We start from the raw sequence: 19,267 nt of genomic DNA on the forward strand, positions 1-19,267 counted from the left end.
GCCAGATAGGCGGCAAAGACAATTTTGCTACGGTACCTTAAAGCCGCGGGCTGCGGACGCCATCGCAACGATCCCGCGCGCATGACGGTCGGCGACGATGCGGCGGTCGGCGGCATAGCCACCGCCCAAGGTCGCGGCGACCGGAATGCCGCGTTCGGCACAGGTGGCGACGACATAGGCATCGCGGCGCTGCAGCCCGTCGTCGCTGAGGCCGAGCCGCCCGAGGCGGTCCTCGGCATGCGGATCGACTCCCGCCTGGTACAGCACCAGTTGTGGCCGGTGGCTGTCGAGCAGTGACGGGAGTTCGTCGGCCAGGGACGTCAGATACGCCTCGTCGCCCATGCCGTCGGGCAGCTCGACATCGCGGGTCGAGACCTGCTTGCGCACCGGGAAGTTCTTGGCGGCATGCATCGAGAAAGTCGCGGCGCGCGGTTCCCCGGCGAAGATCGCGGCGGTGCCGTCGCCCTGGTGGACGTCGAGGTCGACGACCAGCAACCGCTCGACGCTGCCCTCCGCCAGCAGTCGCGCGCCCGCGACGCCGAGGTCGTTGAAGACGCAATAGCCGGCGCCGGACTCGGGCAGCGCGTGGTGGCTGCCCCCGGCGCTGTTGACCGCGAAACCCTCGGCCAAGGCGAGCCGCGCTGCCAGCCAGGTACCGCCGCAGACCAGCCGCGAGCGTCGCACGACGCGCTCGGTCACTGGAATCCCAATGCGCCGTTCGATCGCCGGGTCGAGGCTGCCGTCGAGCACCGCGCCGACATAGGCTGGATCATGGACCGCCTTCAGCCAGGCGATCGGCGCCGCGACCGGGACATGCTGGTCGAACTCGACACCGCTTTCGGCCAGCGCGACCATCAGCAGGCCGTATTTGTCCATCGGAAAGCTGTGCCCGGCGGGAAGCGGGGCGACATAGTCGGCATGGTGGACGAGCGCGAACGTCATCCGCCGCTTCAATCATCCCGCCGCCTCGAAGGGAAGCCGCAAGGCGCGGCAGCAGCGTCGCAGGGTCAGTGCTGGGCTTCGCTGTCGAGATCGTCGAGCTCGGCGAGGCGGTCCTCATAGGTGCGGACGACGCAATCCTCGTCGTCGCACTGCAGCTTGTGGCCGAGGAATTCGGCGCGGCTGCGCTCCAGCTCGTCGCGGTCCTGCGGATCGAGCTCGCTGGCGACTTCGGCGTGACGCGCGGCGAGCTGCCGATCGAGCGCCGCCAGTTGACCGCTGGCGCAGATCATCTTGTTGACCCGCGACGCGACGCCGGCACAGTCGAAGCTGGGATTGCTGTCAGTTCTCGCCGCCGGGGGCAGGTCCTCCGGCTGTTCGATCGGCAGGGGGTCCGCCGCATCCGCGGTCTCCAGGGCGGCCGGCTGCACTGCTGGGGCAGGTGCCGTAGCGACGGTCGTGGGCGGAGCCTCGGCCGCCACCTCGACCGGCGTCGATGCACCGTCGACGCGGGGCGGCACGAACAGGATCAGGACCAGTAGCACCGCCAACACCGCGCCGCCCGCCGCCACCGGCCACCAACGGCGCCACCACGCCGACGCCGGCGCCGCGGGCACGCTGTCGTCGTGGCGGCGGTACAGGTTCAGCGCCTCGTCGCTCGGCATCGTCCGCCGCTCGGGACCAGTGCGGGTCGCGTCTGTCGCGGCATTGCGGTTGCGAAGGTCGCGGAGGAACCACGGCTCGGGCAAGGGGGCGCTGTCGTCATCGACGATTTCGGCGCGCCACCGGTCGTCGTGTTGGCCATCACTCATCGTCACGCCTCAGAAACGCTATACCGGAACGCCGGTTGCACTCGCCGTCTTGTCCGTCGCCCCTCGTCGCGCCTAGAGTCCGGCAAGACACTGGGGAGTGACCCGTATGACCTATATCCGGCCCGACGTTAAGATTCTGCTCGACATGCTGGCGGCCCAGCCCGGCCCGCAGATGCACGAGGGCGATCCGGCGACGGCGCGCCAGATGATGCGGATGATGGGCCAGCTTGCCGATGCCAGGCGCGGCGAGCTGGCCCGGGTCGAGGACTTCACCATCCCCAGCCCGCACGGCCATGCCATCCCCGCCCGCCTGTACAGCGCCGTCGCAAGTCCGGCAGCAGGCCCAGTGCTGGTCTTCTACCACGGCGGCGGCTGGGTCATCGGCGACCTGGAGACCCACGATCCGCTGTGTGCGGAGATCGCACGCGTCCTTGGCCTGACGGTCGTCAGCGTCGATTATCGGCTGGCGCCCGAACACCCTTTCCCCGCCGCGACCGAGGATTGCCTGACCGCGACGCATTGGCTGGCCGGCTCCCCCGCGATCGTCGGCCACCCGGTCACCGGGCTGATCCCGGCCGGCGACAGCGCTGGTGGCAACCTCGCGGCGGTGATCACTCAGCAGCAGCACGGCCAGCTTGCGGTGCCGATCATCGCGCAGTGGCTGATCTACCCGGGCGTCGACATGACGGCCAACGCCGGCTCGATGCAGGAGTTTGCGGAGGGCTATCTGCTCAGCTTCGAGGGGATGCGCTGGTTCACCCAGCACTATATGGGCGCCACGCCCGATTTCACCCACGCATATGCCTCGCCTCTGCATGTCGCCAGCCTCGCCGGCCTGCCCCCGGCGATGGTGTTCACCTGCGGCCTCGATCCGCTGCGCGACCAGGGGCGGGCCTATGCGGCGAAGCTGGTGCAGCACGGCGTTCGCACTGTCTTCCGCGAGGCTGCGGGCCAGATCCACGGCTGCATGAACCTGCGCGGCGCCATCCCTAGCACAAATGCCGACCTGCACGGTTGCCTGTCCGACCTGCGCCTGCTGATCGACGAGGCGACGACGTCCCGGTCGGCGCAGCTGGCCGAGGCCGCCGAGTGAAGCGCCTCGCGCTGGGCGTCGCGCTGGCCTTTACCCTCCCAGTCGACGCCCAGGAACTGCCCCCCGCCCAGGTCGCGAGCATCGCCGCCGCCCAGACCGCCGCGTGGAAAGGCAGCGCCAAGCCGGTCCGCGAGATCGTGCCGCTGTTCGGGCGCACCCTCGCCTTCGACCTGCCGCGACCCTTCGTGCTGAGCTATCAGGTCCAGTCGCCGCGCCAGTTCCTGCAGGAGTCGGCGCCGATCGGCGAGCGCAGCGAGAACTGGACCCGGCTGGCGACCGTCAACGCCTTCGCCAACGCCGGCCGATCGCCGACCAGCACCGCCGACCTTTCCGAGCAGCTGTTCCGGCCGCGCGCCTGCACCACCGGGCCGATCTACCAAAACCTCGGCGAGCGGGAGTTCGCGCCCGGCATCAAGGTGACCACCGTCAGCATCGGCTGCGCCTCACTGCCCCCGGGTGCCTATCCCGCCGCGCTGGCCGGTGCCGGGGAGCAGGATTTCGCCTGGCTGTTCCGCGATGCGACCAATGTCTACACGCTCAAGCTGTCCGTGCGCGGCAAGCCCTGGCCAGCCGGTCGGCCGCCGATTCCGCCCGCCTCTGCCGAGAAACAGCTTGCGGTCTTCGGCAACGTGCTGCTGTGCGCTCCGGACGCCACCGACCTGCCATGCCGGACGGTCGAGAGCTTCAACGTCGCCCGCCGGAGTGCCAAATGACCGATCCCGTCCACAAGTCCGGCCTGCCCTATCGCCCCGGCGTCGGCATCATGCTGATCAACGCCGACGACAAGGTCTTCGTCGGCCAGCGCCTCGATTCCAAGCTGGAGGCGTGGCAGATGCCCCAAGGCGGCATCGACAAGGGCGAGGAACCGCTGGAGGCCGCCCTTCGCGAACTCGGCGAGGAGACCGGCGTCGCGCCGCACCACGTCGAGGTCATCGGCGAGAGCGCCGAGTGGCTGTACTACGACCTGCCCGACGACATGATCGGGACCATCTGGAAGGGCAAATACTGCGGCCAACGCCAGAAATGGTTCGCCATGCGCTTCCTCGGCACCGATACCGACGTCAACATCGCCACCGAACATCCCGAGTTCCGCAGCTGGATGTGGTCGACCCGTGAGGACCTGGCGCGCCTGATCGTGCCGTTCAAGCAAGTGCTGTACCGCCAGGTGCTGGCGGCACTGCCTCAGATCAGACCGGCCAGCGGCGAGCTCGGGTCCGCGTAGCGCCGCCGCGCCATCCGCCCGGCGCGGTACGCCAGCCGTCCGCTTTCGACGGCCAGCTTCATCGCGCGGGCCATCAGGATCGGGTCCTTGGCTTCAGCGATCGCGGTGTTCATCAGCACACCGGCGCAACCCAGCTCCATCGCCTCGGATGCTTCGGACGCGGTGCCGACGCCGGCGTCGACCAGCACCGGCACCTTGGCGCCCTCGACGATCATGCGGATCGTCACCGGGTTCTGGATGCCCAGCCCAGAGCCGATCAGCGAGCCCAGCGGCATGATCGCCACGGCGCCCAGTTCCTCCAGCTTCTTCGCCGCGATCGGATCGTCGGCGCAGTAGACCATCACGTCGAAGCCTTCCGCGACCAGGGTCTTGGTTGCCACCAGCGTCTCCGCCATGTCGGGGTACAGCGTCCGCGCCTCGCCCAGCACCTCCAGCTTGACCAGCTTCCACCCGCCAGCCTCGCGCGCCAGCCGCAGCGTCCGCACCGCCTCGTCGGCGGTGAAGCAGCCCGCGGTGTTGGGCAAATAGGTAAAGCGCTTGGGATCGATATAGTCGGTCAGCATCGGCTGCGACCGGTCCATGACGTTGACCCGGCGCACGGCGACGGTGACGATCTCGGCGCCCGATGCCTCGACCGCGGCGGCGTTCTGGACATAGTCCTTGTACTTGCCGGTTCCGACGATCAGCCGCGACTTGAACTGCCGCCCGGCGACGCTCCATCCGTCACCATCGTCCTGCCCGCCGCCGACGAAGTGCACGACCTCCAGCCGGTCGCCGTCCTGCAGTTCCTGCCCGGCAAAGCCCGAGCGCGGCGAAATCTCGAGGTTGCGCTCGACCGCCACCTTGGCCGCATCCAGGTCGAGTTCGCCGAGCAATGCGGCGATCGTCGTGCCGGGCGCGACGCGGCGGGGCTCGCCGTTGAGGGTGATCGACAGGGTCATGGGGCAGCCTGCTTTGCGTGAACGCGGGAACGGTCATATAGAGATGCGGATGCCTGATGCCAGCAACCTCGTGTACGTCCTCAACGGACCCAACCTCAATCTCCTCGGCACGCGCGAGCCGGAGATCTATGGCCATGACACGCTCGACGACATCGCCGGGATGCTGGAGGAGCGCGGACGCGAGCTGGGGCTGGAGATCGACCTGCGCCAATCGAACCACGAGGGCCATCTGGTCGACTGGATCCAGGAGGCCGCGAGCCGGGGCGCCCGCGCTGTCATCATCAATGCCGCCGGCCTGACGCATACGTCGGTGGTGTTGCACGATACCATCAAGGGCGTGAAAACGCCGGTTATCGAGGTTCACCTGTCGAACCCCCAGCGGCGGGAATCCTTCCGCCACCACAGCTACATCGGTTCTGCGGCGCGAGGCACGATCGTCGGCTTCGGAGCGTTGGGCTACCGGCTGGCGCTGGACGCCGCAGCAACATTCTGACACTTAGCCGCACTAACAACACTTGAGGACAAGATGACCGACCCGAACGGGATGCAGGTCGATACCGCGCTGGTGCGCGAACTCGCCGAACTGCTGGACGAAACCAAGCTGACCGAGATTGAGGTCACCGACGGCGAGCGGCGCATTCGCGTCGTCCGCAAGCCGGCGGCCCAGGCCGGTTACGCCCCCGCGCCGCAATATGCGCCCGCGCCGGCCAGCACCACCACCGTCGAGGTCGAAGCTGCGCCGTCGGGCGAGAAGGACTGGAAGACCCATCCCGGTCTCGTCCGCTCGCCGATCGTCGGCACCGCCTATCTGACGCCCGACCCGACCAGCCCGGCGTTTGCCGCGGTCGGCGCCACGGTCGCCGCCGGCGACACGCTGCTGATCATCGAGGCGATGAAGGTCATGAACCCGATCGTCGCGCCCAAGGCCGGCAAGGTCATCCATGTCTGCATCGGCAACGAGATGCCCGTGGAGTACGACCAGCCGCTGATCGTGATCGAATAATTCCCATGTTCGGCAAGATCCTGATCGCCAACCGCGGCGAAATCGCGCTGCGTATCCACCGTGCCTGCCGCGAGCTTGGCATCAAGACGGTGGCCGTCCATTCGACCGCAGACGCCGATGCGATGCACGTCCGCATGGCCGACGAGGCGATCTGCATCGGCCCGGCGTCCGCCACCGACAGCTACCTCAACATGCCCAACATCATCTCGGCGGCGGAAATCTCGCAGTCCGACGCGATCCACCCGGGCTATGGTTTCCTCAGCGAGAACGCGCGCTTCGCCGAGATCGTCGAGGAGCATAACATCGTATGGATCGGGCCGACGCCCGACCATATCCGGCGCATGGGCGACAAGATCGAGGCAAAGCGCACCGCCGCGATGCTTGGCCTGCCGCTGGTCCCCGGCTCCGACGGCCCGGTCGCTTCGGCCGAGGAAGCCATCGCGATCGCCGACACCATCGGTTATCCGGTGCTGGTCAAGGCGGCCAGCGGCGGCGGCGGACGCGGCATGAAGGTCATCCCCGACGCGGCCTCGGCCCCGGCGCTGATCGCGGCGGCGAAGTCGGAAGCCAAGGCGGCGTTCGGCGACGACACCGTCTACATCGAGAAATACCTGTCCGAACCACGCCACATCGAGTTCCAGGTGTTCGGCGACGGCAAGGGCAATGCCATCCACCTCGGCGAGCGCGACTGCTCGCTGCAGCGCCGCCACCAGAAGGTGCTGGAGGAGGCCCCCTCCCCCGCCCTGTCGCCTTCGGAGCGCGCCCGCATGGGCGAAGTCGTCCGCGCCGCCGTCGCCAAGCTGCAGTACCGCGGCGCCGGCACGATGGAGTTCCTGTACGAGAACGGCGAGTTCTACTTCATCGAGATGAACACCCGGCTGCAGGTCGAGCATCCGGTCACCGAGGCGATCACCGGCATCGACCTGGTGCGCGAGCAGATCCGCGTCGCCGCCGGCCTGCCGCTGTCGGTCACCCAGGATCAGGTCCGCATCGAAGGCCACGCCATCGAGTGCCGGATCAACGCCGAGGACGCGCAAACATTTGCCCCGTCGCCGGGCCGGGTCACCGACTATCATGCGCCGGGCGGGCTGCACGTCCGCGTCGATAGCGCGCTGTACGACGGCTATCGCATTCCGCCCTATTACGATTCGCTGATCGCCAAGCTGATCGTCTATGGCGCGACCCGCGAAGATGCCATCGCCCGCCTACGCCGCGCGCTGGAGGAATATGTCATCCACGGTCCCAAGACGACGATCCCGCTCCACCAGGCGCTGATCGAGGACCCGGAGTTCCAGGCCGGCGACTATTCGATCAAGTGGCTGGAGCGCTGGCTGGCGAAACGCGCCGCCGCCTAGCTGGCGTCCGCTCGTGGTCCGGAGCGAGCTAAGCTGGCCCCGGATCGGATAATCAATGTCGGTCTATTGCGCGCCTTCGCCTTGGGTGCCGGGATCGGTCCCCATCGTGCCGCCGGGATAGCCGACAGTCGCGCCGGCGCCCTCCTTCGGCCCGGCCATAGCGGTGCTGTTGAACACGCTCGGCCGGTTCCAGTCATAGTCGTCCGGCACCTGCTCCGACGCCGCGTCAGGCGACGCATCGCCTGCAAAAGACTGAAGCCACTCGCCGAGCGCGTCACGCTGACGCCACAGGACATAGCCGGCGACGCCGACCAGCACGCCGGGAAGCAGCCCGCCTCTTTTGCGGTTGGCGTCGCCTTCGCGGTAGCTGGGCCTGCTCATCGTCTTTTCCTCGTTGACGATGAAGCAACCCGCCGCGCCGATTGCCGTTCCCGCAGTTCAGGCAGGGTTGGGCACCAACAGGCTTTTGAAGCGCTGCGGCTGCGAGCGGAGATACTGGTTCGGCGCCTGGACCTGCGCGCCAAGATGCGCCGCGGCGTGCCACGGCCAGTGCGGATCATAGAGGATGCCCCGCGCCAGCGCGACCGCATCGGCGTCGCCGGTCGCGACGATCGCCTCGGCCTGCTCATATTCCGTGATGAGGCCCACGGCGATCACCGGCATCGTCACCGCCGCCTTGACCGCCCGTGCGAACGGCACCTGGTAACTCGGCGACACCGCGATCTTCTGGGTCGAAATCAGCCCGGCGCTGGAGACGTGCATGAACGAACAGCCTTGCGCTTCCAGTGCCTTGGCGAAGGCAATGGTCTGATCGATATCCCAGCCACCGTCGGCCCAGTCGCTGGCGGAGACCCGCATCCCGACCGGCTTGTGCGCCGGGAACACCGCACGCACCGCCTCGAACACCTCGAGCGGAAAGCGCATGCGATTGTCGAGGCTGCCGCCATAATCGTCGGTGCGCAGGTTCGACAGCGGCGACAGGAACTCGTGCAGCAGATAGCCGTGCGCGCCGTGCAGCTCGATCAGGTCGAGGCCGAGACGCTCCGCCCGCTGCGCCGCCGCGACGAATGCCGCCTTGATCCGTGACAGTCCATCGGCATCGAGCGCCTCCGGGGCATGCTCCTTGCTCGGGTCGAAGGCGATGGCCGAGGGCGCGACGGTCTGCCAGCCATCGGGGGCATCGGCGGGGATCTGGGCGTTGCCCTGCCACGGCACGCGCACCGACGCCTTGCGCCCGGCGTGCGCCAGCTGGATACCGATGGGCATCGCAAAGTGGCGGCGGACCGAGGCCAGGACCTTGCCCAGCGCCGCCTCGTTGTCGTCGGACCACAGGCCGAGATCGTCGGGGCTGATCCGCCCCTCGGGCTCCACCGCCGACGCCTCGATGATGAGCAAGCCGGCACCCGACAAGGCCAGGCTGCCGAGATGGATGGTGTGCCAGTCGGTGGCATTGCCGTCGACGGCGGAATATTGGCACATCGGCGCGATGACGATGCGGTTGGGCAGGCTCAGCCCGCCCAGGGTCAGGCCTTCGAATAACTTGCTCGACAACTGGGATCTCCTGTCGCGGTGCACGACGTCGGGCACGGATATAGGTTGCCTGCGACCCGCATGCAGGGGCGAAAAGCGCGGATGAGACCCTGACGCACTGGTAATGCCGCCACCGCCAGGCATAGATGATGCAAATCGGGGGAGGCGGGATGACGAAGTCCGAAGAGACTTTCGAGGACGCGGTGGCGCAGGTCGCCGCAGTGCGCAGCGGCCGGGTGTCGTCGGCGGCGCTGGTCGAGGCGGCGATTGAGCGACTGGAGGCGGTCAACGGCCGCCTGAACGCTGTGGCGTTACCGAACTATGACCGCGCGCGCGCCGCGGCGCTGGCCGGGCCGAGTGGGCCATTGGCGGGCGTGCCGACGCTGATCAAGGACAATGTCGAGCAGGCCGGGCTGCCGTGGACGAGCGGGTGCCGGGGCCTGGCCAAGCGGGTGGGCATCGCTGACTCGCCCATCGCCGCGGCGATCGAGGCCAGTAGCGCTGTCTCGATCGGGCGTTCGACCCTGCCGGAATTCGGGCTTTTACCGACGACTGAGCCGCTGCTGGGCGGGCCGACGCGCAATCCCTGGAACCTCGCGCACAGTGCCGGTGGCTCGTCGGGGGGCAGTGCGGCGGCGGTGGCGGCGGGGGTCGTGGCGGTGGCGCACGGCAACGACGGCGGTGGTTCGATCCGCATCCCGGCGTCGTGCTGCAACCTTGTCGGGCTGAAACCGTCGCGAGCAAGGATGGCGGGCGAGACCCAGCTTCGCCACGTCACCGACTTCGGCGTCAATGGCTGCGTCAGCCGCACTGTCCGCGACACCGCTGCATGGCTTGCCGCCTGCGAAGGCACCGACGCGGCGTATCCCGCGGTCGGACTGGTCACCGGAGCATCGGAGCGGCGGCTCAAGATCCGAATGATGAGCGCCTCGGCGACCCGAGCCGAGCCTCACCCCGACGTGGGCGCGGTCTTCGAAACCAGCCGGCGCTGCCTGGAGGCGCTGGGTCACGCCGTTGCCGATGTGCGCCCGGCCTTCGACGGACGCGCCGTCGGAGCTGCCTTCACCGCGCTGTGGAGCGTCGGAGCCGCCGACCGCACCAAGATCGCCGCAGACTTCCTCGGCCGCGCGGTCACCGATGCGGATGTCGAGCCGCTGACCCTGACCTGGGCGGCGCACGGCGCCGGCTTCGATCGCGCTGCCATCAACGCTGCGATTGCCGCGCTGCAGTTGCTGGAGACGCAGTATTCATCGCAGTTCGACGACTTCGACGTGCTGATGACGCCGACGCTGGGCCTGCCGCCGGTGGCGATCGGCGCGCTGTCGCCGGCGCAGTCCTATGATTCGGTCGCGCCGCTGCTCGGCGCCTATGTCGCCTACACGCCGATCGAGAATGCCGCAGGGGCACCGGCGATCTCGCTGCCGATGGGTTTTTCCGCCGATGGACTACCGATCGGAATGCAGTTCTCGACGCGTCCCGGCGGCGAGCGCATCCTGCTCGAACTGGCTTATGAGCTGGAGCGCGAGATCGGCTGGGATCGGCTGCGCCCCCCGCTATGGGTCGGCGGATGAGCCAGCGCCTCGATCCCGATCTGCTGCTCCGTGCCTATCGCATCGGCGCGTTCCCGATGGCCGACAGCGTCGATGCGGATGATGTCTTCTGGGTCGAGCCCAAGCGGCGCGGCATCATCCCGCTCGACGGCTACCATCTGCCGCGAAGCCTGGCGAAGACGTTGCGCAGCGAGCGCTTCACCGTCACTGCCGACCGCGACTTCGGCGGGGTCATGCGCGCCTGTGCGGAGGCGACCCCGGAGCGGCCCGACAGCTGGATCAACGCCACCATCCTCGATGCCTATGGCGCCCTGCACGCCCGGGGAAATGCCCATTCGGTCGAATGCTGGCAGGACGGCGCGCTCGTCGGCGGACTTTATGGGGTCAAGCTCGGGGCGGCGTTCTTTGGTGAAAGCATGTTCAGCCGAGTACGCGATGCGTCCAAGATCGCGCTGGCGCATCTGGTCGCGCGGCTCCGCGTCGGTGGCTTCCGCCTGCTCGACACCCAGTTCCTGACCAGTCATCTTGCCAGCTTCGGCGCGATCGAACTGCCTCGCGCCGCCTACAAGCTTCAGTTGGACAGGGCGCTATCGGTCGCCGGCGACTTCTTTGCGCTCGACGTCCTGGGCGATGGCGCCTTGTCGATGGCCGTCCTGCCGGCCCCGACCGTATCCGGCCCCGTCGCCGGGAAGGTCATCGCGCAGCTTCTCACCCAGACGTCGTAGAGCGGGTGCTCCAGCGGGTGTAGCGAAGCACTTTCCGCGTACATCCACCCCGAATAAAGGCGCCGCGGATTGCCGATCCGCAACCGCTCGTCGATCTGCAGGAAGGCGCCGGTCAGCCGCTGCTCGGTCGGCGGTGTGGTCTCGCAGGCGCGTACCCGGATGGTCAGGGCGTCGAAAGTCACCGCCTCGCCCGGCTTGGCAGTGAACGTCTCGCTGCGTCCGTTACGCTTGTTAAGCGCAGCGAAGGTCACGACCCGTTCGGCCATCGGTGTCTCGGCGGCGATCACCGGGCTTTTGGCGGCATCGGTCTTCGCCGGCGCCGGCTTGATTGCCGCAACCGGGGCTGCAGGAGCTGCGGCCTGCCCGGCCACCTGCAGCGCCAGCAGTGCGAACAGGATCATTTGGCCGCTGGTGTCGCGCCGGTTGCAGGGGCAGGAGCCGTTGGCGCAGCACTCTCGCTCGATCCGGTACGGTTGATATATCCGCCGATCAGCGACATCAGGTCGGTCGCGCCCTGGGTATCGTCGATCTCGTCACCGGCCTTGAGCAGCTTGGGATCGCCACCCGGCGTCAGCGAGATGTAGCTGCCGCCGAGAATGCCCTCGGACGTGATCGCCGCGCTCGAGTCGATCGGCAGCTTGACCGCCGGGTCGATCGACAGGTCGAGCACCGCCTGGAACGACTTGGCGTCGAGGCGCTGGCCGGTCACGGTGCCGACCTTCATCCCCGAGACGCGGACGTCGGTCCCGGTCGAGACGCCCGTCACATTGGCGAACCGCGCCGCCAGCTTGTAGCCGTTGGCGCCGCCACCTGCCGCCGTACGCTGGTAGGCGAAGACGACGAAGCCGACGGCCACGACCAGCACCAGCAGGCCGATCAGTGCCTCGATGAAATTGTCCTTGAGCAAGGCGCGCATCTACTCCGGGCTCCAGGCTTCGTAATCGCCGGTGGCGCGGGCCCGCTTGCCGGTGACCGCGAGACTGCCCGAGGGCGCATGCGCCTTGGGCGTGCCGGTGAGATTCGGTACCCACGGCTTTTCCCAGATGCGCGGCGCCGGCTGTTCGCTGGGCAGGGTGTCGACGGTCTTGTGCATCCACAGATACCATTCGGGCGGGATCCGGCTTGCCTCGGGCGTGCCGTTGTAGATCACCCAGCGACGCTCGTCGCCCTTGGCCCCTACCTTCGATGCGAAGTAGATATTGCCCTGCGTATCGCGTCCGACCTCGCGGCCGAAGCGGCGGGTAGACAGGCTGGTTCCGAACGACGGACCGTTCCACCAGGTGAAGATCGTTTTGAGGAGGCTCATGGTGTCGGGGTTAGAACCCGAATCCTGACCGTATGGCAAGTCCGCGCTTTGCCCCACAGGTGCGCAGCCTTAGTTCGTGAGGTGTCAGTCGGCCACTGCCTTGAGCCATTCCACGGTATCGCCGCCCATTGGGGCTTCGTCGTCGTTCGCCGTCTCGGTGCGCGTCGACAGTTCGACGGCCAGCGGACCTTTCTGGCCGGGCGCGATCCGCGCCGCCAGCAACTGCCCAGGCTCGAGTTCCAGCAGGCCGGCACGGCGCACGGTTTCCATGTGGACGAAAATATCCTGGTCGCCACCATCTCGAACGACGAAGCCGTATCCCTTCAGCCGGTTGAACCATTTGACGGTCACCGGCTCCAATGGCCCCGCCGTCGCCATCAAGGCGGTCGGGTCGACCCGGTTCACCGAGCGCTGGACAGCAGTTTCAGGATCGGGACCGATTGCGGTGGACAGGTCGAGGTCGACGATCTTGCGAGCCTGGCGACCGCGATCGCGCTGCATGATATGGCACGACAGGGTCGCGCCTTCGGGCAAAGTCCGTCGGCCGATCTCGCGAACGACGGTGAAATGCACCAGCACGTCGCCGCTATTATCGTCGGGAACCATGAAGCCATAGCCGCGCACGGCATCGAACCACTTGACCACCCCGCGCACGCAGGTGTCCTGTTCCCCGGCGGGGACTATCGCGGCCGTATCGCTCATATCGTCGATCAACGCTATTTCGGTCACACGGCGCCCCCACGCAACCTACCCTTGACAAGCTAACAGTGTAGCATGGGCGGACCGTTCAGCGATACCATGTTGTTAATGAACCGGCTGGCGCGTTCGAATCGTGCGACGAACGTTAAGATTAAACAGATCATTGGAGAGTTTTCATGGAGTTGCAGGGCGAGAACCGCATCGCCGCCCCACGGGACACCGTCTGGGCAGCGCTCAACGACCCCGCCGTGCTGGCGCGTTGCATCGACGGCGTGGAGACGTTGACGCGCGTTACGGCCGAGGACGGCAGTGAACGATTCGAGGGAAAGATGAATGCCAGGGTCGGTCCGGTCAGGGCGACGTTCTCGGGAGCAGTAACCGTCACCGACCCCGAGCCGCCGCATCGCTACCGGCTGGTGGGCGAGGGCAAGGGCGGCGTCGCCGGCTTTGCCAAGGGCCAGGCCGAGGTCGTGCTGGTCGAGGACGGCGACGTCACGGTGCTCAGCTACACGGTAACCTCCAGCGTCGGCGGCAAACTGGCTCAGCTCGGCAGCCGCCTGATCGAAGGCACAGCCAAGGGCTATGCCGCGACCTTCTTCGAGCGCTTCAAGCAGGAGGTCGAGGGTCCTCCCGCACCGGTCGCAGAAGCAGGCGGCGCGGATGCCGGCGTGCTGGAAGGCGGCACCGCGACCGCGGCGGTAATGCAGACGACCGACGATCCGCAGGCCATACCCACGGCCGCCGCAGCCGGGGGCATGTCACCGCTGGTGTGGGGTGGCTTGCTCGTCGCCGCGGTGATCGCGCTGCTGGTCTGGCAGCTGTCATGAGCGGCGCCGGACCCGACCGGGCGCTGGCAGCAGCGCGCGAATGGCATCGTGCCGGGCGCGGCGTGGCGCTGGCGACCGTCATCGAGACCTGGGGCTCGGCGCCGCGACGCGTCGGCGCTCATCTGGCGATCCGCGACGACGGCTTGTTCGAGGGCTCCGTCAGCGGTGGTTGCGTCGAGGGCGACGTCATTACCGAGGCGCTGGACCTGATCGGTCGCGGCGGCTGGAAGCGGCTCGACTACGGCGTCGCCGATGCCCAGGCCTGGGAGGTCGGACTGGCCTGCGGCGGCCGCATCTCGGTATTGGTGCAGGCCGTCGCAGAGGGCGTCTTTTCGCCCGCATTGCTGGACGAGCTGGCGGAGGCGCGTAACGCCGGACGAACGCTGACGCTCGTCACCGACCTTGCGACCGGGCACACCGCGATCGGCGCCGAGGGTGACTTCACCAACAGCTATGCGCCGCCGCTGCGCCTGGCGATCATCGGGGCGGTCCATATCGCTCAGAGCCTGGTGCCGCTGGCCGCCCTGCTCGGTTATGACGCGACGGTCATCGATCCACGCGGGCTGTTCGCGGCCGGTCCACGGTTCGAAGGCGTCGCCGTCGACGAGCGCTGGCCCGACGAGGCGCTGGCGGAGTGGCGGCCCAATGCCGCCAGCGCGGTCGTCGCGCTGACCCATGATCCAAAGCTCGACGATGTCGCGCTGGCCGCGGCGCTGCGGTCGGACGCCTTCTACATCGCGGCGCTGGGGTCGCGGAAGAACCATGCGGGGCGCCTGGAACGGCTGCGCGGCCTGGGGTTCGACGACGCGGCGCTGGGGCGGATCCATGGTCCGGCCGGGCTCGACATCGGTGCCAGCGGCCCGGCGGAGATCGCGCTGTCGGTGGCGGCGCAGATGGTTGCAGCGTGGCGCCGGCCGGTGCGGAGAGAGACTTGATCTTTGCGACGGTCGATCTCGATGCCGCGGTCGGTTCGCTGCTGGGCCACGGTCAGATGGTCGGCGACACGCGCTGGAGCAAGGGTCGGCGGCTGTCGCTCGACGACATCGATGCCGCACGCGCCGCCGGCCTCGTAGCGCTGACGGTCGCGCGGCTCGAAGCCGAAGATGTGCCGGAGGCGGATGCCGCGCAGGCCCTTGGCGATGCGCTTGCCGGGCTCGATATCGAGGCGTTGGCGCCGGTGCATGGGCGCGTCAACCTCGCAGCGCGACAGTCGGGGTTGCTGCGGCTCGACGCGGCGGCGATCGACCGGATCAACCGGATCGACGAGAGCATCACCCTCGGCACGCTCGCTCCCTTCGCCCGGGTAGCGGCCGGCGAGATCGTCGCGACCGTGAAGATCATTCCCTATGCGGTATCGCGGCCGGTGCTCGATCTGGCACTGGCGGCGGTCGTGCCGCTGAGCCTCGCAGCGTTTCGCGGGATCACGGTCGAGTTGTTCACCACGCGACTGCACGGCGTCAGCGACAAGGCAGTAGCGAAGACCGAAAGCGTGACCCGGGCGCGGCTGGCGTCGTTGGGCGTGACGGTCGGCAGGATCGAGACCTGCGAGCATGACGAGGCGGCGCTGACGGCGCTGCTGGCCCAGCCGACCAGCGCCGCGATCACCCTGGTGGCGGGAGCCTCGGCGACGGTCGATCGCCGTGACGTCGTGCCTGCGGCGATCGTCGCTGCCGGCGGGATCGTCGAGCGGCTGGGCATGCCGGTCGACCCGGGCAATTTGCTGTGCCTCGGGCGGATCGGGAAGCGACCGGTCATCGGCCTGCCAGGGTGTGCAAGGAGCCCGAAGCGCAACGGTTTCGACTGGGTGCTGGAGCGCCTGGTCGCCGGCATCGACGTGACGAGCCTCGACGTGGCGGCGATGGGCGTCGGCGGCCTGTTGCCCGAGGCAGAGCGGCCGGAGCCACGCGTCGCGCAGCCGGCGGCGGCGGGGCGAGTCGGGGCGATCATCCTCGCGGCGGGACGGTCGAGCCGGTTCGGCGGGGGCAACAAGCTGCTCGCCGACCTGGAGGGCCGGCCGGTCGTGGTGCATGTCGCTGACTCGCTGGAGACGGCCGGGCTTGGGCCGCCATTAATCGTGCTTGGCAACATGGGCGCGCAGGTCCGCGACACTCTCGCCGACCGGGCGGCGATCTACGTCGAGGCGGCGGACTTTGCGGCGGGGCTGTCGGCATCGCTGCGGGCAGGACTGGCTGCGGTACCGGCAGAGTGGCGGGCGGTGCTGGTTTGCCTCGGCGACATGCCCCGCGTCACGCCGGCAACGATGCAGGCGCTCGCCGAGGCGGCGACGAGCGACAGCGCGGTGGCGGTGCCGACCTGGCACGGCAAGCGCGGCAACCCGGTGCTGTGGGGCCGCGCGCACTTCCCGCGGCTGATGGCGATGACCGGCGACGTCGGCGGCAAGGCGCTGCTGGCGGAACTCGGCGATGCAGTGATCGAGGTTGAGGCCGACAGCGACGGCGTCCTCGCAGATGTCGACACGCCGGAAGCGCTGGCGGCCATGCGGGATCAGTCCTCTGGGAACTCTTCCTCCGACGGATCGCCCTTCAGCACGGCGCGGACCGTCGCATAGTCATGCCCGGCCCGCATCATCGCCGCGACCTGCTTGCGGTGCCGGTCCGGATCGAAGCCGCCGGGATCATATGGCCCGAAACGCCGGCGCCGGGCGAACGCCTCAGCCACCGTGCGGCCATCGGCCTTTTCGCTGATCTCGCCCGCCAGCCCCTTTTCGATCCCTGCGGCATTAAGGTCCTGCCCGATCCGGCGCGACCCGAAGCCCTTGGCCACCAGTCCTCGCGCTCGCGACTCCCCGAAGGCGCGGTCGTCGATATAGCCGAGCCCGACGAACTTCTCGACGATTTCCGCCACGGGCGCCGCGCCCTCCCCGCTCCAGCCACGCTCCCACAGCTTGCGCTCCAGATAGCGTTTCAGCTTGGCGGCACTGGTCGCATACTTGCCGACATAGCGCAGTCCAAGGTCGCGCAAGTGCGGTGCGTCGAGCGGCGGCGGCGGCACCCTTTCAGCGCGCTCGCGGGGTGGGCGTGGTTCGCCGTTGGCGGAACCGCTCCGCTTGCGTCCGAAAGAGGTGGAAAGCCTTGCCATGCTTCTGCCACTATGGCGTCCGATTTTAACCGTGTCGCGTAGCTAAGGCTTAATCTACGAAGGATCGTGCGCGCTGCGGATGTACACTGCGGCGTAGCGACGACAGGGGACGCAAGGAGACGCTGGTTTGCCGCATTCGCTGAACGCTGTCGGGCGCGACGTTGCGGATTCAACCGTGCCGCTCGAGACTCTGATTGTGCCGACCACGACGCTGGACGCCTTGCCGCGCCGTATCGCCGACTTCGCGACGCTCGGTGAAGCCCTGGATTATGCTGCCCTCGGGGCTCGCGGCGTTAATTTCTTCGACGCTCGTGCTGCCCTGTCGCGCGCTTATCCTTATCGGGAACTCCGAACCGACGCGCTGGCCCATGCCCGCCGTTTGATCGCCGCCGGCGTCGCCCCCGGTGAGCGCGTTGCTCTGATTGCCGAGACCGGCGCCGACTTTGCCGCGATGTTCTTCGCCGCCATCTACGCTGGTGCGCTGCCGACGCCGCTGCCCCTGCCGACCTCGTTTGGTGGCCGCGATTCGTACGTCGAGCAGATCCGCACCCAGTTGATCAGTTGCGATCCGGTGCTGGTGCTGTCGCCTCCGGGCCTGTTCGCGATGGTCGCCGAGGCTGCCGCCGACCTGCCGCATTGCACTGCACACGACTGGGCCGTCTTCGCCACCGTCGATGCACCTGCCGCCGACCTGCCACAGGCCAGCCCCGACGACATCGCCTACCTTCAGTATTCCAGCGGCAGCACACGCTTCCCGCACGGCGTCTCGGTCACCCACCGCGCCCTGCTGGCGAACCTTGCCGGCCATGCCATCGCCACCCAGGTCCGCGACGACGACCGCGTCGTCTCGTGGCTGCCCTGGTATCACGACATGGGGCTGGTCGGCTGCTTCCTGTCGCCGCTCGCCAACCAGATGTCGGCCGATTACCTCGCCACCGAGGATTTCGCCCGCCGGCCATTGTCGTGGCTCAGCCTGATCACCCGCAACGAGGGGCACAGCCTGAGCTATTCGCCGACCTTCGGCTATGACATCTGCGCCCGCCGCGTGTCGTCGTCGATCGACGTCGCCGCCCGTTTCGACCTGTCGCGCTGGCGCGTCGCCGGCAATGGTGCGGACATGATCCGCCCCGACGTGATGCAGCATTTCGTCGACGTCTTCGCCCCCGCCGGGTTCGAAGCCTCGTCGTTCCTGCCGAGCTACGGCCTTGCCGAGGCGACGCTTGCGGTCAGCATGATGCCGGTCGGCGAAGGCATCGTAACCGACCTGGTCGACGAGCGCGTCCTCTCGGGCGAAGGCCGCGCCGGTCCGGTCGATGCGACCAAGCCGATCCGCTACCGCGCCATCGTCAATTGCGGCCGCCCGGTGAAGGGGTTGACTGTCGAGATCCGCGGCGAAGACGGCGAGACGCTCGGCGACCGGCGCATCGGCCGCATCATGGTGCAGGGCCTCGGCATCATGTCGGGCTATTTCCGCGACCCCGAGGCGACCGCCGCCTGCCTCGTCGACGGCTGGCTCGACACCGGCGACATGGGCTACCTGGCCGAAGGGTACATCTACATCGTCGGCCGCGCCAAGGACATGATCATCGTCAACGGCAAGAACCACTGGCCGCAGGACATCGAATGGGCGATCGAGCAGCTCCCGGGCTTCAAGGCCGGCGACATCGCCGCTTTTTCGATCACCTCCCCTGCCGGCGAGGAGGAGCCTGCCGTGCTCGTCCAGTGCCGCACGTCCGACGTCGCCGAGCGCGCCCTGCTGCGGGATGCGATCCGCAACAAGGTCCGCAACATCACCGGCATGAGCTGCGTCGTCGAGTTGGTGCCGCCGCGCACCCTGCCGCGGACGTCGAGCGGCAAGCTGTCGCGGTCGAAGGCGCGGCTGCAGTATCTGTCGGGCGAGATCCAGCCGTTTGAAATTGCGGCCTGAACGACTTCTCCCGAACGGGGGAAGGAAAGCTTGTCACTCCGGCGCAGGCCGGGGCCCATTCGGCGAGCCGTTCGACGTTTTGCCTGCGCCTCGCCACCAGCTTGTCGAATGGGCCCCGGCCTGCGCCGGGGTGACGGGATCAAGCATCCGCGCCTTCTTTTCATGCCCCCTCCCCTCCCGAGAGCGTAGCGAACGGAGAGGGGGGAGGGCCGGGGTGGCAGCTCTTTCGCGCAGACAGA

Annotated in this window: 21 protein-coding genes and 1 pseudogene; 12 read left to right on the forward strand and 10 right to left on the reverse strand. The window is 68.2% G+C overall.

Annotated elements, in window-relative coordinates; translation table 11 throughout:
- Window positions 1–27: 27 nt before the first annotated feature.
- On the reverse strand, window positions 28–942 hold the full coding sequence (locus tag ACOFKW_RS00865; protein WP_419815466.1) for a histone deacetylase: 915 nt from the start codon (window positions 940–942) through the stop codon (window positions 28–30).
- Window positions 943–1,007: 65 nt separating this feature from the next.
- The gene (locus ACOFKW_RS00870) at window positions 1,008–1,751 is read right to left on the reverse strand and encodes a lysozyme inhibitor LprI family protein (protein WP_419815467.1); all 744 of its coding nucleotides are present in this window, start codon (window positions 1,749–1,751) and stop codon (window positions 1,008–1,010) included.
- 106 nt (window positions 1,752–1,857) lie between these two features.
- Here ACOFKW_RS00870 and ACOFKW_RS00875 point away from each other — a divergent pair, with 106 nt between their 5' ends.
- Genes ACOFKW_RS00875 through ACOFKW_RS00885 form a run of 3 tightly spaced genes read left to right on the forward strand, consistent with a single transcriptional unit; the run spans window position 1,858 to window position 4,066 of the window.
- On the forward strand, window positions 1,858–2,844 hold the full coding sequence (locus tag ACOFKW_RS00875) for an alpha/beta hydrolase (RefSeq protein ID WP_419815468.1): 987 nt from the start codon (window positions 1,858–1,860) through the stop codon (window positions 2,842–2,844).
- Window positions 2,841–3,557: a hypothetical protein gene (locus ACOFKW_RS00880; protein WP_419815469.1), complete on the forward strand. Its 717-nt coding sequence runs from the start codon at window positions 2,841–2,843 to the stop codon at window positions 3,555–3,557. Before ACOFKW_RS00875 ends, ACOFKW_RS00880 begins: the two co-directional genes overlap by 4 nt.
- Complete coding sequence (locus tag ACOFKW_RS00885; protein ID WP_419815470.1) at window positions 3,554–4,066, forward strand: RNA pyrophosphohydrolase; 513 nt, start codon at window positions 3,554–3,556, stop codon at window positions 4,064–4,066. Before ACOFKW_RS00880 ends, ACOFKW_RS00885 begins: the two co-directional genes overlap by 4 nt.
- On the opposite strand, the gene thiS is transcribed toward ACOFKW_RS00885, so the two are convergent.
- The gene (gene thiS / locus ACOFKW_RS00890) at window positions 4,027–5,007 is read right to left on the reverse strand and encodes a sulfur carrier protein ThiS (RefSeq protein WP_419815471.1); all 981 of its coding nucleotides are present in this window, start codon (window positions 5,005–5,007) and stop codon (window positions 4,027–4,029) included. The genes ACOFKW_RS00885 and thiS overlap by 40 nt on opposite strands.
- A 43-nt stretch (window positions 5,008–5,050) precedes the next feature.
- Between thiS and aroQ the strand changes: the two genes are divergently transcribed.
- The 3 genes from aroQ to accC are packed head-to-tail and all read left to right on the forward strand — an operon-like array spanning window position 5,051 to window position 7,365.
- Window positions 5,051–5,500: a type II 3-dehydroquinate dehydratase gene (gene aroQ / locus ACOFKW_RS00895; protein WP_419815472.1), complete on the forward strand. Its 450-nt coding sequence runs from the start codon at window positions 5,051–5,053 to the stop codon at window positions 5,498–5,500.
- 33 nt (window positions 5,501–5,533) lie between these two features.
- Entirely contained in the window at window positions 5,534–6,010 is a 477-nt protein-coding gene (locus ACOFKW_RS00900; protein WP_419815473.1) for an acetyl-CoA carboxylase biotin carboxyl carrier protein, read from the forward strand.
- A 5-nt stretch (window positions 6,011–6,015) separates the two neighbouring features.
- The gene (accC, locus tag ACOFKW_RS00905; RefSeq protein WP_419815474.1) at window positions 6,016–7,365 is read left to right on the forward strand and encodes an acetyl-CoA carboxylase biotin carboxylase subunit; all 1,350 of its coding nucleotides are present in this window, start codon (window positions 6,016–6,018) and stop codon (window positions 7,363–7,365) included.
- A gap of 63 nt (window positions 7,366–7,428) precedes the next feature.
- Here accC and ACOFKW_RS00910 read toward each other — a convergent pair whose 3' ends face one another.
- Both ACOFKW_RS00910 and ACOFKW_RS00915 read right to left on the reverse strand, forming a co-directional pair.
- A complete protein-coding gene (locus ACOFKW_RS00910) occupies window positions 7,429–7,746 on the reverse strand; it encodes a hypothetical protein (RefSeq protein ID WP_419815475.1) in 318 nt (105 codons plus the stop codon).
- 57 nt (window positions 7,747–7,803) lie between these two features.
- Complete coding sequence (locus ACOFKW_RS00915; RefSeq protein WP_419815476.1) at window positions 7,804–8,916, reverse strand: NADH:flavin oxidoreductase/NADH oxidase; 1,113 nt, start codon at window positions 8,914–8,916, stop codon at window positions 7,804–7,806.
- Window positions 8,917–9,065: 149 nt separating this feature from the next.
- Between ACOFKW_RS00915 and ACOFKW_RS00920 the strand changes: the two genes are divergently transcribed.
- Both ACOFKW_RS00920 and aat read left to right on the forward strand, forming a co-directional pair.
- Entirely contained in the window at window positions 9,066–10,466 is a 1,401-nt protein-coding gene (locus ACOFKW_RS00920) for an amidase (protein ID WP_419815477.1), read from the forward strand.
- A complete protein-coding gene (gene aat, locus ACOFKW_RS00925) occupies window positions 10,463–11,170 on the forward strand; it encodes a leucyl/phenylalanyl-tRNA--protein transferase (protein WP_419815478.1) in 708 nt (235 codons plus the stop codon). The genes ACOFKW_RS00920 and aat overlap by 4 nt, the downstream gene beginning before the upstream one ends.
- A 35-nt stretch (window positions 11,171–11,205) precedes the next feature.
- Here aat and ACOFKW_RS00930 read toward each other — a convergent pair.
- The 4 genes and pseudogenes from ACOFKW_RS00930 to ACOFKW_RS00945 form a co-directional block, all read right to left on the reverse strand.
- Window positions 11,206–11,571: pseudogene (locus tag ACOFKW_RS00930) on the reverse strand (DUF2155 domain-containing protein); the annotation flags it as partial.
- Window positions 11,568–12,086, reverse strand: a complete 519-nt coding sequence (mlaD, locus tag ACOFKW_RS00935; protein WP_419815479.1) for an outer membrane lipid asymmetry maintenance protein MlaD — start codon at window positions 12,084–12,086, stop codon at window positions 11,568–11,570. The gene mlaD and the pseudogene ACOFKW_RS00930, both read right to left, overlap by 4 nt.
- Entirely contained in the window at window positions 12,087–12,476 is a 390-nt protein-coding gene (locus ACOFKW_RS00940; RefSeq protein ID WP_419815480.1) for an NADH:ubiquinone oxidoreductase subunit NDUFA12, read from the reverse strand.
- 84 nt (window positions 12,477–12,560) lie between these two features.
- Window positions 12,561–13,178, reverse strand: a complete 618-nt coding sequence (locus tag ACOFKW_RS00945; RefSeq protein WP_419815481.1) for a cold-shock protein — start codon at window positions 13,176–13,178, stop codon at window positions 12,561–12,563.
- A 173-nt stretch (window positions 13,179–13,351) separates the two neighbouring features.
- Here ACOFKW_RS00945 and ACOFKW_RS00950 point away from each other — a divergent pair, with 173 nt between their 5' ends.
- From ACOFKW_RS00950 to ACOFKW_RS00960, 3 genes are read left to right on the forward strand one after another with little or no spacing between them, the layout of a single operon-like run.
- Window positions 13,352–14,002: a CoxG family protein gene (locus tag ACOFKW_RS00950; protein ID WP_419815482.1), complete on the forward strand. Its 651-nt coding sequence runs from the start codon at window positions 13,352–13,354 to the stop codon at window positions 14,000–14,002.
- On the forward strand, window positions 13,999–14,937 hold the full coding sequence (locus ACOFKW_RS00955) for an XdhC family protein (protein WP_419815483.1): 939 nt from the start codon (window positions 13,999–14,001) through the stop codon (window positions 14,935–14,937). Before ACOFKW_RS00950 ends, ACOFKW_RS00955 begins: the two co-directional genes overlap by 4 nt.
- Window positions 14,934–16,571, forward strand: coding sequence for an NTP transferase domain-containing protein (locus tag ACOFKW_RS00960; RefSeq protein WP_419815484.1), 1,638 nt, complete (start codon window positions 14,934–14,936; stop codon window positions 16,569–16,571). Before ACOFKW_RS00955 ends, ACOFKW_RS00960 begins: the two co-directional genes overlap by 4 nt.
- On the opposite strand, the gene ACOFKW_RS00965 is transcribed toward ACOFKW_RS00960, so the two are convergent.
- Window positions 16,508–17,014, reverse strand: coding sequence for a regulatory protein RecX (locus ACOFKW_RS00965; protein WP_419815485.1), 507 nt, complete (start codon window positions 17,012–17,014; stop codon window positions 16,508–16,510). The two genes, ACOFKW_RS00960 and ACOFKW_RS00965, sit on opposite strands and share 64 nt — an antisense overlap.
- A gap of 262 nt (window positions 17,015–17,276) precedes the next feature.
- Here ACOFKW_RS00965 and ACOFKW_RS00970 point away from each other — a divergent pair, with 262 nt between their 5' ends.
- Window positions 17,277–19,028 carry a fatty acyl-AMP ligase gene (locus ACOFKW_RS00970; RefSeq protein ID WP_419815486.1) on the forward strand — a complete coding sequence of 584 codons (1,752 nt, stop codon included), beginning with the start codon at window positions 17,277–17,279 and terminating at the stop codon, window positions 19,026–19,028.
- Window positions 19,029–19,267 lie beyond the last annotated feature (239 nt).

Origin of the sequence: Glacieibacterium sp., from assembly GCF_965200405.1 — a bacterium.
GTDB lineage: Bacteria > Pseudomonadota > Alphaproteobacteria > Sphingomonadales > Sphingomonadaceae > Glacieibacterium.

Bases quoted from the DNA above. Each gene is read 5' to 3' on its own strand.
- ACOFKW_RS00865 (WP_419815466.1), bottom strand. From the start codon at position 942: ATGACGTTCGCGCTCGTCCACCATGCCGACTATGTCGCCCCGCTTCCC.
- ACOFKW_RS00870 (WP_419815467.1), bottom strand. From the start codon at position 1,751: ATGAGTGATGGCCAACACGACGACCGGTGGCGCGCCGAAATCGTCGAT.
- ACOFKW_RS00875 (WP_419815468.1), top strand. From the start codon at position 1,858: ATGACCTATATCCGGCCCGACGTTAAGATTCTGCTCGACATGCTGGCG.
- ACOFKW_RS00885 (WP_419815470.1), top strand. From the start codon at position 3,554: ATGACCGATCCCGTCCACAAGTCCGGCCTGCCCTATCGCCCCGGCGTC.
- thiS (WP_419815471.1), bottom strand. From the start codon at position 5,007: ATGACCCTGTCGATCACCCTCAACGGCGAGCCCCGCCGCGTCGCGCCC.
- aroQ (WP_419815472.1), top strand. From the start codon at position 5,051: ATGCGGATGCCTGATGCCAGCAACCTCGTGTACGTCCTCAACGGACCC.
- ACOFKW_RS00900 (WP_419815473.1), top strand. From the start codon at position 5,534: ATGACCGACCCGAACGGGATGCAGGTCGATACCGCGCTGGTGCGCGAA.
- accC (WP_419815474.1), top strand. From the start codon at position 6,016: ATGTTCGGCAAGATCCTGATCGCCAACCGCGGCGAAATCGCGCTGCGT.
- ACOFKW_RS00910 (WP_419815475.1), bottom strand. From the start codon at position 7,746: ATGAGCAGGCCCAGCTACCGCGAAGGCGACGCCAACCGCAAAAGAGGC.
- ACOFKW_RS00920 (WP_419815477.1), top strand. From the start codon at position 9,066: ATGACGAAGTCCGAAGAGACTTTCGAGGACGCGGTGGCGCAGGTCGCC.
- aat (WP_419815478.1), top strand. From the start codon at position 10,463: ATGAGCCAGCGCCTCGATCCCGATCTGCTGCTCCGTGCCTATCGCATC.
- mlaD (WP_419815479.1), bottom strand. From the start codon at position 12,086: ATGCGCGCCTTGCTCAAGGACAATTTCATCGAGGCACTGATCGGCCTG.
- ACOFKW_RS00940 (WP_419815480.1), bottom strand. From the start codon at position 12,476: ATGAGCCTCCTCAAAACGATCTTCACCTGGTGGAACGGTCCGTCGTTC.
- ACOFKW_RS00945 (WP_419815481.1), bottom strand. From the start codon at position 13,178: ATGAGCGATACGGCCGCGATAGTCCCCGCCGGGGAACAGGACACCTGC.
- ACOFKW_RS00950 (WP_419815482.1), top strand. From the start codon at position 13,352: ATGGAGTTGCAGGGCGAGAACCGCATCGCCGCCCCACGGGACACCGTC.
- ACOFKW_RS00955 (WP_419815483.1), top strand. From the start codon at position 13,999: ATGAGCGGCGCCGGACCCGACCGGGCGCTGGCAGCAGCGCGCGAATGG.